This is a genomic window from Treponema denticola (assembly GCF_024181605.1).
In the GTDB taxonomy this organism is placed as follows: domain Bacteria; phylum Spirochaetota; class Spirochaetia; order Treponematales; family Treponemataceae; genus Treponema_B; species Treponema_B denticola_B.
Genome location: NZ_CP054477.1, coordinates 765280 through 779813 on the forward strand (window position 1 = coordinate 765280; position 14534 = coordinate 779813).

Annotated in this window: 16 protein-coding genes and 2 tRNA genes; 14 read left to right on the forward strand and 4 right to left on the reverse strand. The window is 38.2% G+C overall.

The features are described 5' to 3' along the window. The first annotated feature begins 1 nt into the window (after nt 1). Nucleotides 2-1375 carry a leucine-rich repeat domain-containing protein gene (locus E4N80_RS03300; protein WP_253700426.1) on the forward strand — a complete coding sequence of 458 codons (1374 nt, stop codon included), beginning with the start codon at nt 2-4 and terminating at the stop codon, nt 1373-1375. Nucleotides 1376-1419: 44 nt separating this feature from the next. Here the strand turns inward: E4N80_RS03300 and E4N80_RS03305 are convergent, their stop codons facing one another. After that, nucleotides 1420-2403 carry a restriction endonuclease gene (locus E4N80_RS03305; RefSeq protein WP_253700428.1) on the reverse strand — a complete coding sequence of 328 codons (984 nt, stop codon included), beginning with the start codon at nt 2401-2403 and terminating at the stop codon, nt 1420-1422. Between the two features lie 266 nt (nt 2404-2669). Here E4N80_RS03305 and E4N80_RS03310 point away from each other — a divergent pair, with 266 nt between their 5' ends. Next, nucleotides 2670-3374, forward strand: a complete 705-nt coding sequence (locus E4N80_RS03310) for a hypothetical protein (RefSeq protein WP_253700430.1) — start codon at nt 2670-2672, stop codon at nt 3372-3374. Between the two features lie 91 nt (nt 3375-3465). Here E4N80_RS03310 and E4N80_RS03315 read toward each other — a convergent pair whose 3' ends face one another. Further along, nucleotides 3466-3774 carry a type II toxin-antitoxin system RelE/ParE family toxin gene (locus E4N80_RS03315; RefSeq protein WP_010695989.1) on the reverse strand — a complete coding sequence of 103 codons (309 nt, stop codon included), beginning with the start codon at nt 3772-3774 and terminating at the stop codon, nt 3466-3468. Further along, nucleotides 3774-4037: a type II toxin-antitoxin system Phd/YefM family antitoxin gene (locus E4N80_RS03320; RefSeq protein ID WP_010695990.1), complete on the reverse strand. Its 264-nt coding sequence runs from the start codon at nt 4035-4037 to the stop codon at nt 3774-3776. The genes E4N80_RS03315 and E4N80_RS03320 overlap by 1 nt, the downstream gene beginning before the upstream one ends. Before the next feature lie 164 nt (nt 4038-4201). On the opposite strand from E4N80_RS03320, the gene E4N80_RS03325 reads away from it, so the two are divergent. From E4N80_RS03325 to E4N80_RS03365, 9 genes are all read left to right on the forward strand, one after another. Next, the gene (locus E4N80_RS03325) at nt 4202-4843 is read left to right on the forward strand and encodes a TetR/AcrR family transcriptional regulator (RefSeq protein WP_253700432.1); all 642 of its coding nucleotides are present in this window, start codon (nt 4202-4204) and stop codon (nt 4841-4843) included. Further along, a complete protein-coding gene (locus tag E4N80_RS03330) occupies nt 4833-5477 on the forward strand; it encodes an L-2-amino-thiazoline-4-carboxylic acid hydrolase (protein WP_187115669.1) in 645 nt (214 codons plus the stop codon). Before E4N80_RS03325 ends, E4N80_RS03330 begins: the two co-directional genes overlap by 11 nt. Before the next feature lie 65 nt (nt 5478-5542). Beyond that, nucleotides 5543-6469, forward strand: coding sequence for a ribonuclease Z (locus E4N80_RS03335; RefSeq protein ID WP_253700434.1), 927 nt, complete (start codon nt 5543-5545; stop codon nt 6467-6469). 138 nt (nt 6470-6607) lie between these two features. After that, nucleotides 6608-7681 (forward strand): BMP family lipoprotein, encoded by a 1074-nt coding sequence (locus E4N80_RS03340; protein WP_253700436.1) that lies wholly within the window; start codon nt 6608-6610, stop codon nt 7679-7681. A gap of 105 nt (nt 7682-7786) precedes the next feature. Further along, complete coding sequence (locus E4N80_RS03345; protein ID WP_301338671.1) at nt 7787-9310, forward strand: ABC transporter ATP-binding protein; 1524 nt, start codon at nt 7787-7789, stop codon at nt 9308-9310. Further along, complete coding sequence (locus tag E4N80_RS03350; RefSeq protein ID WP_253700438.1) at nt 9303-10400, forward strand: ABC transporter permease; 1098 nt, start codon at nt 9303-9305, stop codon at nt 10398-10400. The genes E4N80_RS03345 and E4N80_RS03350 overlap by 8 nt, the downstream gene beginning before the upstream one ends. A gap of 2 nt (nt 10401-10402) precedes the next feature. Then, the gene (locus tag E4N80_RS03355; RefSeq protein ID WP_253700440.1) at nt 10403-11335 is read left to right on the forward strand and encodes an ABC transporter permease; all 933 of its coding nucleotides are present in this window, start codon (nt 10403-10405) and stop codon (nt 11333-11335) included. 22 nt (nt 11336-11357) lie between these two features. Next, nucleotides 11358-12437 (forward strand): hypothetical protein, encoded by a 1080-nt coding sequence (locus tag E4N80_RS03360; RefSeq protein WP_253700442.1) that lies wholly within the window; start codon nt 11358-11360, stop codon nt 12435-12437. A 13-nt stretch (nt 12438-12450) separates the two neighbouring features. Then, a complete protein-coding gene (locus E4N80_RS03365) occupies nt 12451-12777 on the forward strand; it encodes a DsrE family protein (protein ID WP_010690196.1) in 327 nt (108 codons plus the stop codon). Between the two features lie 79 nt (nt 12778-12856). Here E4N80_RS03365 and E4N80_RS03370 read toward each other — a convergent pair whose 3' ends face one another. Further along, nucleotides 12857-13414, reverse strand: a complete 558-nt coding sequence (locus tag E4N80_RS03370) for a hypothetical protein (protein ID WP_253700443.1) — start codon at nt 13412-13414, stop codon at nt 12857-12859. A 141-nt stretch (nt 13415-13555) separates the two neighbouring features. Here E4N80_RS03370 and E4N80_RS03375 point away from each other — a divergent pair. The 3 genes from E4N80_RS03375 (at nt 13556) to rpsD (ending at nt 14460) form a co-directional block, all read left to right on the forward strand. After that, nucleotides 13556-13627 (forward strand) — tRNA-His (locus E4N80_RS03375). A 32-nt stretch (nt 13628-13659) separates the two neighbouring features. Continuing rightward, nucleotides 13660-13733, forward strand: a tRNA-Arg gene (locus tag E4N80_RS03380). Nucleotides 13734-13839: 106 nt separating this feature from the next. Beyond that, complete coding sequence (gene rpsD, locus E4N80_RS03385) at nt 13840-14460, forward strand: 30S ribosomal protein S4 (RefSeq protein WP_002669771.1); 621 nt, start codon at nt 13840-13842, stop codon at nt 14458-14460. The last annotated feature ends 74 nt before the right edge of the window (nt 14461-14534 follow it).

Below are 14534 nucleotides of genomic sequence, written 5' to 3' on the forward strand. Positions count from 1 at the left end.
TATGAAACAGATAAAAACACTGCTCACAGCAGAAGAGAAAGTAAATTTGCAGTTGCTGGAAATAACGGACGGGATGTTAACAAGAGTAACTGATTCCAATAAGCTCATAGGTAGTCTTGTGCTGCCCGATAGTGTTGTTGAGATTGGTATGGGGGCATTTTACCGCTGCACCGGTTTAACAAGTGTTAAGATACCCGATAGTGTTCATAAGATTGACAAGTGGTCTTTTTTCTCATGTACCGCCTTAACAAGTGTTGCTATATCGAAGAGTGTTACTGAGATAGGTTCAATGGTTTTTACAGGTTGTATCAACTTAACAAAGCTTACTGTTGATAGTGCAAATCCTGTCTATTGTACTGAGAATAATATTATTTACACAAAAGATAAGAAAAAACTGATAGCTGCAGCAAGCGGTTTGGAGCATATTGTGATACCTGATAGTGTTACCGATATTGGCGGACCATTTTATGACTGCACTCGTTTAGCAAATCTGACTGTTGGTAGTGAAAATACTGTCTATTATAGTGAGAATAATATTATTTACACAAAAGATAAGAAAAAACTGATAGCTGCAGCAAGTGGTTTGGAGTCTGTTGTTATACCTGAAGGTGTTACTGAGATTGGTGAGCATGCATTTTCCGCCTGTTCCGTTTTAACCGATGTCGTCATACCTAATACTGTTACTGATATTGCTAAGTATGCATTTTACGGTTGTACTCATTTAACAAAGCTTACTGTTGATAGTGAAAATCCTGTCCATTGTAGTGAGAAGAATATTATTTATACAAAAGATAAGAAAAAACTGATAGCTGCGGCTGCCGGTTTGGAGCATATTGTTATACCCGGTAGTGTTACCGATATTGGCGGATGGGGATTTTTCGACTGCACTCGTTTAACACATCTTAGTGTTGATATTGAAAATCCTGTTTATTGTAGTGAAGGCAACATTATTTACACAAAAGATAAGAAAAAACTGATAGCTGCAGCAAGTGGTTTGAAGTCTGTTATTATAGCTGACGGTGTTACTGAGATTCCCTCGTTTGGATTTTCCGCCTGTTCCAATTTAACCGATGTTGTGATTCCCGATACCGTTACTGAGATTGGTGATATGGCATTTTTTGACTGTAGTTTTTTGACTAATGTTATAATACCTAATAACGTGACGACGATTGGTGCTCATGCATTTTCCTACTGTAGTAAGCTAAAAACGGTAATCATAGACTCTGCTGTTGTAACGGATATCGAAGACAATGCTTTTGAAGATGTACATGCCGATGTGCATTTTACCGTGAAAACCGATGCAATAAAAGCCTTGCTGAAAAAGAGCAGCAGCAGTATACGGGATGAGCAGATTACGGTTGCACCGAGTCTGTGAATAAGATTAGGATCTGCTCACAGAGAATTAAGCATTGATAGATTTTAATAATTTAAATCAAATATCAGGCTTTGCTCCTTGTCATATTTAATAACAAACTTTGCAACATCCTCACCGGCAATTAATTCAATTGGTTTATCAATTTTCTGAGATACTTCTTCAACTTTTTTTTCAAGTTCCTTTGTTCTTGTTGCGGTTGTGATAATAATTCCTGCAGATGCATCAAATTTTTCTATTGCTGTTTCGACTTGCCTCACAGCATTTAAATCATAATGTGCACCAGTATATGATTTTATCTGCACGACAATTTTATTTTCAAACTGAATATTTGATATTGTTGTGCTGGTTGTTACAATTAAATCTGCACCATAATCTGTTTTCCAGCCAAAGCCATTTTCATTTACATCTACTACATTGGGTATTTGCCTAAATACTCTTGCAAAATATCTTTCAAGATTTTTCCCTTTATGATTTTCGTGAATAAGAGTTGTTATTTTTTTTAAAATATCATTACTTTTTTCTTTTAAGAAAAATATTCCTTTTGTTTCATCTTCAGTTTTTTTATTTTGAACAGCATTCGTTTTAATATTTTCTATTGATTGCTTAAAATCAGCAACTGCATATACTCTTTGATATCTCTGTCGAGGATTTAAGTTCACAGTCGGCAATATCTCAACAGATCTCCTATTAAATTCAACAATTGTCTTAACATCTATAGGGATATTATGCCTAAAATTATTTCCACGACTACATTTTACTCCATCATCAAAATCATATTCGCCTACCACTTCTGCTGCAACACACATTCCCCATTTTGGCATATTGACATGTACTATCCAATCTCCTGGTTTAATACTTAATAAGAAAGCGTGTTTTCCATTCCAGTGTTTCTTTAAATTATCTTTATCACTAGAAGACCATCCAAATCTACTTTTGCCGTTTTTGATTGATTCATATACCGCTTTCCTTGCGTCTGTATTATCAATTTTCGCAAATGCCCATACTGTCATTTTTTCTCTTTCCTCCATTTCTAGAACATTTTATTTTGGTCAAAAATTATTAGGTTGGTTTAAACAAAACATTCTGCAAGTGCTAGCGTGTCTACCTAATATCCTTATGGCCATTTCTTCACTATATCAGAAAACCCGATAAGCGTCAACATAAAATGCTCAAATAAGATAGCTCTTATGAATACCTCTTTTATTAAAAAATATTACAAAATTGATTTCTGTGAGGCAGTAGACTAATATTGAGTATTCTGATAAAATATAATGGTATCATGGAGATGCAAATTATGAATCAGAAAGATCAAGAATCGAGATATAAGATTACAAGGAAGAATGAAGGTGACATTTTTATTGCTGAAATAGAATTTTCTATGTATGAACACCTCGATTTCGTAATTATGTATTTCTGTTACAATAATCAGACACATAATAGTGTAGAGCAGTTGATAGACAAATACAGAGGTAATGGTTTTGAAACTTGTATAATCGGTTGTATTAAAAGTCTTGATGAGGTAATTGATTATACGGATGATAAAGTTTATTCTTCATTTAAAAACTTAACAAGCAAGTTTGATCTTCATCTGGATTCCGCTACGGATTTTGATTTTGAAAACCTCATACAGTTTTGTATTTCAATAGAAATAGGTAACTACATGACTGTGAGTCTGCATGACATAAAATATCGGCCTGATACTAAAATACAAGTCATTTCTGTAGAAGCAGACACTATACAGAATCTAATTAATGTACTAAAAACGAAAATAAATTATTTGTTTAAAAATAATTCAGCTAAATGCAACAGATGTATGATTTCTGCAATGACAAAAGATAAAGATTTTGAAGATGCAGGTCATGATTATGAGCAAATTTGTGAAACATTTGACGAATACATGGTTGAAGATGCTGTTTGGTTATTGGCTGGCTGCACAGAAATACCTGATGTTTTTACATCTGAAAAAATTAAAGTTATATTAATTTTTTGTGATAAGTGATTTGTCAAGACCTGAATTTAGGATTTTGGGAGAGAAAATTGAAGGTTGGGGTGTAGCAAAGAATGATTTTTTAGCATGCCTATAAAATCAATCAAATTAAATTTTCTTCGTAACGCCTTGAATATAAAATTCGCCTTATTTCCATAATGTTATCAATTACAACATACCAGACTGTATAATTTCCGACATTTATTCTTCTGTATGGATATGGCCGTTGTTTTTTTGAGTTCCATATTGCAAAATCTTCCGGGTTGTCAAGTCTTTCAAGTATTGCAGATTCAATCTTTGAAAGTGTGTTTTCTGCTGCAATAGGATTCTGTAAATTATTTTGAATATAAGTTATAATGTCGTCTAAATCCTGTTTTGCTAACGGCAGATAACGCAAAATATACTTTTTCATTAATCTAACTTTATTCGAGAGCGAATAGTAGAAAATACATCTTCATGAGAAAGCCTAACATTGGTGGAAGCAGCCTGAAAATCAGCCTCATCAAGTCTATTTTCCACATTATCTGTAAGACTTTCGTACATATCAAGGCTCATTAGTACCATAGAACCGTAGCCGTTTTTCGTAAGAAATACAGGACTTTTATTTGAAATAACAATATTCTCGATTTCTGAAAATTTATTTCGTAAATCTGAAACAGGTCTTATTTGCACCATTAACACCTCCAATAAAAACTCTCATATCATAATCTTATCATAATTTTATCAAAATATTCAATACGGCTATATAAAAAATTATGCAATATCGGCTTGACAAGTGTGCCGAGAATGAGTATTATATTACTTAGTAATATTACTAAGTAATATAATTGGAGGGTAAGATGGAAGCCTGCAAGCGGACGGAAGATACAAAAGATCTGATACTTAAAAGTGCAAAAAAATATTTTCTTGAATACGGCTATCAGGCGGCTCCTCTTAGGAAGATTGTATCGGAAGCAGGATTTACGCCCGGAGCATTATACGGCTATTTCAACTCAAAAGAAGAGCTTTTTTACGCGATTACCGATCCGGTAGCAAATAACTTGATGGAGGTACTTGACCGTATCAGAAGCGAGATGGATGCTTTGCCTAAAAAAGAACGGCTCTACGGTATGGGCAAGGTCTACTACCCGAATATTCCTAAAATCGTTGATATTCTGATTGCGGATAGAGATGCCGTAAAACTCATTGTAAACGGGGCAAAGGGGACAAAGTACGAGAATTTTCTTGATACCATAGCCGGACGAAATGCTGTGACTATCAATAAAACCGTAAAAAATATTGAAGAAAAAACCATTCGCCCTATTAAAGAACAGACGATAGAAGTCTTGATGGAAGGTTATATTGCAACACTGTTTAGGCTCATCATTTCGGACAAGGACAGGGAAACAATTATCCGGTGTATGGAAATGATAGGAAAAATATATGAAACAGGAATTATTGCACTTATGCAAAAGGAATGGGGGAATGAAAATGACAGCTGAAAAAATTTTTGAAATTCCGCAAATGTCTGCGGATTGGATCAGGAATGAACTGAATAAGAAATTTCAACCTGATGAGGCTGAAAAGAAGTATCGGGAGGTTATTGAAACCTACGAAAAGTTTGCAAATGATGCACCGAGTATCGGCGGCAAAGACAATCCGATGTCTAAAAACTTTTACGGAGCCCTTTCGGCTTTTGCGTATTATGAATGTATGAACCGCAGTATGCTGCCCGATGAAATTACGGCTATGTGTTACGGTATGATGATCGGCAATAAAAAAGGCGGTCAGCTTTCGCGGTTCAACCTTAACAATAGGCTGGTGCAAAAACTCTTTCACGGACTTTTCGGTCTAAGAGCACGCAAGCTGAACAAGCACAAAGAAGACGGCTCATGGAACAATACATGGGGAATGAAAATAAACCCGCTGCATCACAAAGAAGGAATCAGCATTCACCTGATCGGATGCCCCATTGCCGATTTTGCAAAAAAGAACGGATACGGTGAATTGATGCCGTATTTTTGCGAAACGGATAAGGCGGTAATGGAACATTTCGGCGGAACTCTTTACAGGGAACACACCGTTGCCGACGGATACGAAGACTGCGACTATTGGATTAAAAACAAAGGCGAGTAATTCTTTCCCGGCAGTTTTTTCAATGCCTTGCTTTTTTGTAAAAAATCGCTTATAATCGGCTTCCAATGAATCTTGAAGCTTTTATTTTAGGCTGCGGCGGAATGATGCCGCTTCCATATAGACATTTAACATCGGTTTTGCTTCGCCGTGAGGGCGATTTGTTTTTGTTTGATTGCGGAGAGGGTACTCAGGTTGCCCTGCGCCGCCTAAACTTGCGCTGGAAAAGAATCAATGCTATTTTTATAAGCCATACTCATGCCGACCATATAACGGGGCTTCCGGGGCTTCTGATGCTTTCATCCCAAGTTGACAGGGAAGATCCTCTTTACATAATAGGCCCTCCAAAGGTTGCCGAATATGTGGAAACCAGCCGCAAAGTTTTAGATATGTATATCAATTATGAAATTATCGTAAAAGAAATAAAGGAGCCGGGCGTCGTTTATTCTACCGAGGAATTTCAGGTACGTTCTTTTTGGCTGGATCATACAAAGCCCTGTATGGGATACACCTTTGAAGAGTTTGAGAGGCCGGGTGAATTTAATCCGGAAGCTGCAAGAGCTTTAAATGTTCCCTGCGGGCCCCTTTGGTCAAAACTCCAAGGCGGAAATGAAGTAGTCTCCGCTGACGGAAAAACTATCCGCCCCGAAGATGTTATGGGCCCTAAAAGAAAGGGCAGAAAATTCAGCTTTGTAACCGATACAAAATATTTACCCTCCATTGCTCAAGAAGTAAAATATTCCGACTTTTTTGTATGCGAGGGGATGTTTGAAAAAGGCATGGAAAAAGATGCTGCCGAAAAAAAACACATGACCTGTACTCAGGCGGCTCAAATCGCTAAAGATGCCGAGGTCAAAAAGATGGCCCTGATTCATTACAGTCCGAGATACACCGATAACGAGCTTAAAGTTCTTTTGGACCATGCCAGAGAAGTTTTCCCCGAAACAATCCTTTCAAAAGACAGAATGAATATTCAACTGGAGTATGAAGATTAGATTCTCCGGTTAAGATTTCTTCTTACAATTTGACATAAATCTAAAAACAGTGTATAATTTACTCGCTTTGTTAGATTAATTGTCTATAAGAAACTTAATTCGTAACTTTTAGCAATTAACATACAAAAAGGAGTTTCTATGAAGAATATTTTTAAAATTTTCATCGGTTGTCTTCTAGTTCTTGGGGTGCTGACTTCTTGCAGCAAAGAAGAAGGCAAAAAGGCTTTGATGGTCGGTATGGTTACGGATGCAGGAACCATAGACGATAAATCCTTTAACCAAGGAACTTGGGAAGGTATTAAAAAAGCCGAAAGTGAGCTTGGTGTAAAGGTTAAATATTTAAAACCTGTCGGAACGACAGAGGCCGACTACATCAAAGAAATCTCAAACCTATATGATTCAGGATATAAATTTATTGTTTGTCCCGGATTTAAATTTGAGACGGCCGTATTTAAGGCCCAGTCCAAGTACAAGGATGCAAAGTTTATCATAATCGACGGAAATGCTCATCCTGCCGATGCATATGATGCCCAAAACGGACCTAACACAATCGGAATCAGCTTTTTAGAAAATGAAGCCGGTTTCTTGGCCGGTGTTGCCGCTGCTTTGCAGCAAAAAACCGGAAATTTCGGCTTTATCGGCGGTATGGAAATCCCTGCAGTACAAAAATTTAACTGGGGATGGCAGCAAGGTATTAAATATGCAAACGAAAACCTTGGTACCCAAATTGAAATCTATCCTGAAAACTTCATATATCAGGGCGGATTTTCCGACATTGCTGCAGGGCAGCAGCTTGCAGCTTCTATGTATGACAGAGGCGTTACCGTAATCCATGCTGCAGCCGGAGGTGTTGGTGTAGGCGTTATAAATGAAGCTAAAACCAGAACTCAGGCAGGAAAAAAAGTTTGGGTAGTAGGTGTTGACGTTGATCAATACGCAGAAGGTGTCATAGGAGACGGTTCTTCTATAATTCTTACATCTGCAATGAAGTATCTTGACAAGGCTTCTTATGATATGATTAAAGAAGAATTGAACGGAACATTCACCGGCGGACGCTCATTACTGTTCTCTGTAAAAGAAAACGGTGTAGGAATCCCTGCTAAAAATCCTAACCTTTCCGATGATGTACAGCAAAAAGTAAACGAAATTTATCAAAAAATAAAGAACGGCGAGATTGTAGTAAGTGCAGCTCAAGGTGATTTATTTAAATAAAACTTAAAGAAGTTTATAAAGTCCTCTTTCTAAAGAAAGATCTTTTCTAAGGAAAGTGCCTTTCTAAGGAAAGAGGGCCGTTTCTTATTTTTTGAGGAGTTCAAATTGTCCCATTCTGATTATGTGATTGAAATGAGAAATATCCGCAAGGAATTTCCCGGAATCGTGGCAAACGATGATATAAGCCTGTGCGTTAAACAGGGAGAGATACATGCGATTTTGGGAGAAAACGGAGCGGGGAAATCTACCCTGATGAGTATCCTCTTCGGTCTTTACCATGCCGATAGAGGAGAAATCTATGTAAAGGGAAACAAGGTAAAAATAAACAGCCCCAACGATGCAAATGATCTGGGGATAGGAATGGTGCATCAGCATTTTAAGCTCATCCATAATTTTACCGTAACCGAAAATATTATTTTGGGTAAAGAAGGCGGTTTTATCCTAAACAAAAAAGAAGCCGAAAAAAGGATAAAAGAGTTAAGCGATAAATACGGTCTTTTTATTGAACCTGATGCTCTTATAAGCAATATCACTGTCGGCATGCAGCAAAGGGTTGAAATATTAAAAATGCTTTACAGGAATGCCGACATCCTAATCTTCGATGAACCTACGGCAGTTTTAACTCCTCAAGAAATAAACGAACTTATGCAGATTATGCGGAACCTTGCCGCAGAAGGTAAGGCCATAATTCTTATTACCCATAAATTACAGGAAATTTTGGATGCAGCCGACAAGTGTACGATTATACGGCGTGGAAAACTAATAGATGTTGTCGATGTGGCTTCTACAACCAAAAATGAACTTGCCTCCAAAATGGTAGGCCGTCCCGTAGACTTTAAGGTTCCGAAAGGGCCTTCAAATCCGGGAAAGCCGATTCTTGAAATTAAAAACTTAAACGTATTAAAAGAAAAAAAACTGCCTGCCGTAAGAGATTTTTCTCTTGAGGTTAGGGCAGGAGAAATCGTAGGCATAGCCGGTGTAGACGGAAACGGTCAAAGTGAACTTGTTTATGCCCTTTCAGGGCTCATGCCGGTCGAGTCCGGCAGTATACTTTTAGACGGAAAAGACATTACAAACTTTTCCGTAAGAAAAAGAGCCGAATCGGGCTTAGGCCATGTACCGGAAGACAGACAAAAACACGGCCTTGTATTACAGTATTCTATTGCCGAAAACATGGTCATAAAATCCTATTACACACAAAACTTCCAAAAACACGGCTTTTTAAATAAAGAAAAAATAAAAAGCTTTGCCCAAAAAATCAGCGAAGCCTTCGATGTCCGCTCCGGTTCAGGAATAGAATCCAAGGCAGGGGATTTGAGCGGAGGTAATCAGCAAAAGGCGATTTTGGGCAGGGAAATTACCCTTGATCCGCCTCTTTTAATAGCGGTAAACCCTACGAGAGGACTTGATGTAGGAGCTATAGAATCTATCCACAAGGAACTCGTAAAGCACAGGGATAACGGAAGAGCTGTTCTTTTAATTTCTTTTGAACTTGACGAAATATTTAACCTTTCAGATAGGATAGCAGTCATGCACAGGGGTTCTTTAAGCGGAATTGTACGCCCCGAAGAAACTACTGCCGAAGAAGTAGGGCTTATGATGGCCGGCATGGGAGGAAAAAATGAGTAAGCTTAAAATACGATTTAAAGACTTTAACATAGCCGAAAACAATTTTATTATCAGTTTTTCCGCTGTTTTACTCGGCCTTATTGCCGGTGCCGTTTTTATAGCTATTTCGGGAACAAATCCGTTTTCGGCCTTTTCCTACCTTTTCCGGGGCGGCCTAATGAATATAGAACGTATAGGAAACACTCTTGCAACGGCTACGATTCTTTTGTTTGTAGGCCTTTCGGTCAGCTTTGCTTTTAAAACAGGGCTTTTTAATATCGGTGCTTCGGGACAGATGCTCATTGGAGGTCTTTTTGCGACCTTTATAGCCTTAAACAGCTCAATGCCGCGCCCTGTTTTGTTGCTTGTTTTAATAATAGCTGCAATGATAGGGGGAGCCATTTGGGCGGCTTTGCCCGGTCTTTTAAAAGCCGTATTCAATGTACATGAGGTTGTTTCTACTATAATGATGAACTGGATAGCTTATTGGATAGTTTATTATTCGGTTCAAGCTTATCTAAAGACCGAATTTATTGAGACCGAAAGCCGCTCCATTGCTGTAGAACACACTTTGAGGGCAGAATGGCTGAGTAATCTCTTCGGAAGCGAGTATATAAATTACGGTATATTTTTAGGTATTTTAGGAATTATTCTTGTAAAAATAATATTGGATAAAACGACTCTGGGGTTTGAGCTGAAGGCTGCAGGATATAATAAGAGCGGAGCTGAATATGCAGGCATCAAGGTAAACAGAAATATTATCTTTTCTATGATGATTGCCGGAGCTCTTTCAGGTCTTGCAGGTTTAACCTATTATGCAGGTTATTCCCTTAACATGCAGATCGGTGTTTTACCCTCTCAAGGTTTTGACGGAATAGCTGTTGCTCTTCTAGGTGCCGGAAATTCGATAGGTGTTGCTTTAAGCTCCATCTTTTTCGGTATTCTCCATGTGGGGAAGGGCTTTATGAGTGCCAACACAAATGTTCCGCCCGAAATAGCCGATACCATCATTGCAGTTATCATTTATTTTACAGCTACAAGTTTATTGTTAAAGAAATTTTGGTCTAAAATCCGAAAAAATAAGGAAAAAACCGTCAAGGAGGCGAACTAATTATGTGGTATACTTTAACTTCAATATTTCCCTATGTTATAGCATATACGATTCCGCTTTTAGTTACTTCTTTGGGCGGTCTTTATAGTGAGAGGAGCGGGGTAGTAAATTTAGGGCTTGAAGGCCTCATGCTTGTAGGCAGCTTTGCCGCAGCTATTACCATCCATCTTTTAGAAGGCTTGATACCCTCAGGCCTTCTTGTCCCCGTAGGCCTTTTAGCTGCCGTAATTATGGGAATCTTATATTCTCTTTTACATGCCTTTGCTTCAATTACATTAAAGGCTGATCAGATTATAAGCGGTACTGCCATAAATATGTTGGCTGCAGCCTTAACGGTTTATACCGCTAGGGCCATCTTAGGTTCGGGAAATGTCCGTGTAAACAGCATAATCAGAAAAGACATTCCCGGCTTGGCGAATATTCCCGTTTTGGGGCCATTATTCTTTTCTCAAAGCTATTGGAGTACATGGCTTGTTTTGGCTATTTTGGTTTTTTCTTGGTTTTTACTTTATAAGACCTCTTTCGGTCTGAGGCTCCGAGCCTGCGGGGAGCATCCTTCGGCCGTAGCCAGTGCGGGCGTAAATGTGCATAAGATGCGTTACTTTGCCGTATGTGCGAGCGGTGCCTTGGCCGGTTTAGGCGGAGCCGTTATTCTTGTAACCTATTCCGGCGAATTTAACGGCAGTGTTGACGGCCTTGGCTTTTTAGCCCTTGCAGCTCTAATCTTCGGTCAGTGGAAGCCTTTAGGCATATTGGGTGCAACCTTCTTTTTCGGTTTTGCCCGTACGGTTGCAAATGTTTCTCAGGTTATCCCTTCCTTGAGCCTTATTCCTCCGGTTTGGCTTAAAATTTTCCCTTATGTGGTAACATTGATAGCCCTTGTTCTTTTTAGTAAACATTCGGCGGCTCCCAAGGCTGACGGGGAACCTTATTAAACTTTTAATCAAGGAAGTGCCTATGGAAAAACGCTTTTTTAGACCGTTCAGCCTTATATTCACTTTTTTTATAGCCTTTAATTTCTTTGGGCCGGCCTTTGATTTTTTTGGGCCTGCTCTTAATCTATTTGGGCAAGAAAATACCGAAACTGCCTTGTCCGAAAAGGTTCTTGGTATAGAGGGAGTCTGGGAGAATGGCGGCCGGTTTATAGAATTTTCACGAGACAGGGAAAAAGATTTTCTCGATATGAGGGTTGTTTTAAAGCCTTATTACCGCTTTGTGTACGAAAAAATGGGAAATTTTTCTTCCTCCATAGAAGCTCTTGAAAATTCTAAAAGTCAATTTTATTTAAGAGTAAACTATCCCTATGTTAAAAAAGCCGTTGTTTTTCCCGTATGTATAGAAAATAATTTCTTTTTTACTTCATTTTATAAAAAAATCCCTTATGAGGTAAAAGAAGAAAGAGCGGATAATCTTTTAGAACCAAAAGATGAAAACTCTGAAAGCTCCCTTGACGAGAAGAAAAATCTCTTGGACGGCTTTTGGATAGAACAGGGCAGTCCTGACGGCATCCTTCTTTATCCTAATGAAGCTCCTGCTTCAATCGATGCTTACTTTTTTATCGGAGACGATTATATCCGTTTTCGCTATTGGCTTGATGACCTTGAGTATAATGACAAAAAAGTAATTGTAAAAGGAAATGACGGAACCGGTTACGAATTCCCCCGCCTTTTAAAAAGAGGCAGCCTTGTTTATTCATGTCTTACCAATACCGGCGGTATTTTACGCAATTATGAAACGGGAAAGTATACAATTTCTTCGGATTCAAATGCTGAAAATACCCAAGGCCTATTTTTAAGTTTTAAGCCCCTTGGTGCAGGACCCGGCACTCATGCCGCTCCCGATACCTATCCCAAGGCACAGTTTTCGGTTTTAGAAAATTTACCTCTTTATATACTGGATGCCGGGAATGTCTTTGCAATGGGCTCTCCGTTTTTGATCAGATCCGATGTTAAAAATTTGGATGCCGAAATCGAAAAACACAATTCAAAGCGGAGACCTCCGCCTGAGCCGTCTATACCACCGGCTGAAGATTTATAAGAAGGAAGGAATTATGCATTATAAGGTTTTGTTTAGGATTGAAAAGTTTAACTTAATAGACAAGTTAAAACACAAGATAACTAATTATAAAAGATATTGTGAAGAAACGGGCGATACTGCCGAAATTGAAGTTGTTTTTGCAGGGGATGTTGTAAAATACTTTGAAAATTTTGAAAACGATTTTACGGATTCGGGGCTCGACATAGCCCTATGCCACAATGCTCTTACAGGACAAAACATGCCCGATATAAACTATAAAAATATTAGAACCGTCAGGGCCGGAATAGGCGAAATTATAAGCCGAAAAGCCGAAGGTTTTATCGAATATACGATAGAATAACGATGCACTATAAAATTAAAGAGGTACCAGGAGTTTTTTAATCATAGGTACCTCTTTAAATCTTGTTATTTTAAGCTTCTTATTCTTTAGGCCATGTCAAGACCTTTTCGCAAAGGGCTGCAAAGTCCTTTGCTACTTTTTTTGCATCATCTACCGGGATGACGGCTTCTTGATTTAAGGTTTTCTCAAAGAAATGCTCAATCAATTTAAAGGTATCGGGAAGAGGGTAAAATAGGAAAGCAAAGTTGATGCCCACAGGTTTTACTACCGTAAAAGCCGAAATAGCTTCTTGAGGAGTTTTGCTGTAAATAATGGTGGACTGATTTTTTGCAGTATAAATATTGGATTCTTTAAATCTTAAAGGTACTTGGAAATTTTTATCTCTAAATACAGGTTCGGTTGCCTTGTGGGGGAAGTTTGGCGGTTCTACCAATAAGAAAAGTTTTTTTCCGTTTGTTTGGAAGGTTAATCCGTCACCGGTCATATAAATGTCTTTTACTGTTGAATATGAAATTATTTCATAAACACTGTAGGCCGAATCTTCCTTAAAAAAGGATGAAACAATGTATCCTTCATCCATAGGCAATTTGTTTTGAGCATAAGCTTCAAAAAGGTCAATTGCTTTTAAATTCGACATGAAAAACTCCTTTTGATTTATTGTTGAATTATATACTATTTTTTTTAAGTCTTCAAGGCTTAAAAACCGAACTTTGTCTAATTTTGTAAAAAAAGACCTTGACATTTTTTCCGTTTTTTAGCATAATAGCCCCTATACTCGGTGGGTATAGTTCAGGGGTAGAGCGCCAGATTGTGGTTCTGGTTGTCGTGGGTTCAAATCCCACTACCCACCCTATGCAGAGCTGATAAAGTTCTACATCTTTTGCGCCTGTAGCTCAGCTGGATAGAGCATCGGACTTCGAATCCGCAGGTCGCACGTTCGAATCGTGTCGGGCGCATAGATTTGCCGCCTATTTTACTGTTTCCATAATTTTTAATTACTTGACAAAACAGTCTGATTTTGATAGGCTTAAAAATCTATTTTATTGTTATAAGAGGTGACGAATGGCGATTAAACAGCCTAAGGGAAAAACAGTTAGACGACTCGGCGTTAATATTTACGGCAACCCAAAATATGACAAACTTTTGGATCGCAAGCCGAATGGTCCCGGAAAAGAACGCGGCGCAAGAAAACGGGGCAAGACTTCTGTTTATGGTGAACAATTAAAGGAAAAACAAAAATTCAGATTTGCTTATGGAATTTCGGAACGACAGTTTAGGAATTTATATAAAAAAGCAAGCCGAATGCCCGGTGTTACCGGTGATAATATGATTTCCTTGATGGAACAGCGTTTGGATAATACGATTTATCGAATGGGCTTTGCTATCAGCCGTGCACAGGCCAGACAAATGGTCACGCATGCTTATTTCTTTATTAACGGAAAGCCCGTAAACATTCCCTCGATGTGCGTAAGTGTAAACGATGTTATTACAACAAAAAATAAAAAAGGTATTCAAAACCTTATCCGTCATAATATGAGTACTTCTCAAAGTGCGAGAGGTTCTTGGCTCACAATTGATGACGAAAAACTTTCGGCAACGGTAAATATTTTACCTGTTACTACGGATATTCAGCCCGTAGGAAATATACAGAACGTTGTTGAATACTATTCAAGAAATGCTTAAGCTTTGGCTTTAAACTCAAACTTGAGTTTAAGCTCTTGCACAAAACGGCTCATTCAAAGGATGAGCCGTTTTTT

Coding starts and splice junctions, on each gene's coding strand:
- E4N80_RS03320 (WP_010695990.1), bottom strand. CDS start 4,037: ATGGTGCAAATAAGACCTGTTTCAGATTTACGAAATAAATTTTCAGAA.
- E4N80_RS03300 (WP_253700426.1), top strand. CDS start 2: ATGAAACAGATAAAAACACTGCTCACAGCAGAAGAGAAAGTAAATTTG.
- rpsD (WP_002669771.1), top strand. CDS start 13,840: ATGGCGATTAAACAGCCTAAGGGAAAAACAGTTAGACGACTCGGCGTT.
- E4N80_RS03330 (WP_187115669.1), top strand. CDS start 4,833: ATGACAGCTGAAAAAATTTTTGAAATTCCGCAAATGTCTGCGGATTGG.
- E4N80_RS03370 (WP_253700443.1), bottom strand. CDS start 13,414: ATGTCGAATTTAAAAGCAATTGACCTTTTTGAAGCTTATGCTCAAAAC.
- E4N80_RS03325 (WP_253700432.1), top strand. CDS start 4,202: ATGGAAGCCTGCAAGCGGACGGAAGATACAAAAGATCTGATACTTAAA.
- E4N80_RS03360 (WP_253700442.1), top strand. CDS start 11,358: ATGGAAAAACGCTTTTTTAGACCGTTCAGCCTTATATTCACTTTTTTT.
- E4N80_RS03315 (WP_010695989.1), bottom strand. CDS start 3,774: ATGAAAAAGTATATTTTGCGTTATCTGCCGTTAGCAAAACAGGATTTA.
- E4N80_RS03365 (WP_010690196.1), top strand. CDS start 12,451: ATGCATTATAAGGTTTTGTTTAGGATTGAAAAGTTTAACTTAATAGAC.
- E4N80_RS03350 (WP_253700438.1), top strand. CDS start 9,303: ATGAGTAAGCTTAAAATACGATTTAAAGACTTTAACATAGCCGAAAAC.
- E4N80_RS03335 (WP_253700434.1), top strand. CDS start 5,543: ATGAATCTTGAAGCTTTTATTTTAGGCTGCGGCGGAATGATGCCGCTT.
- E4N80_RS03310 (WP_253700430.1), top strand. CDS start 2,670: ATGAATCAGAAAGATCAAGAATCGAGATATAAGATTACAAGGAAGAAT.
- E4N80_RS03355 (WP_253700440.1), top strand. CDS start 10,403: ATGTGGTATACTTTAACTTCAATATTTCCCTATGTTATAGCATATACG.
- E4N80_RS03340 (WP_253700436.1), top strand. CDS start 6,608: ATGAAGAATATTTTTAAAATTTTCATCGGTTGTCTTCTAGTTCTTGGG.
- E4N80_RS03305 (WP_253700428.1), bottom strand. CDS start 2,403: ATGGAGGAAAGAGAAAAAATGACAGTATGGGCATTTGCGAAAATTGAT.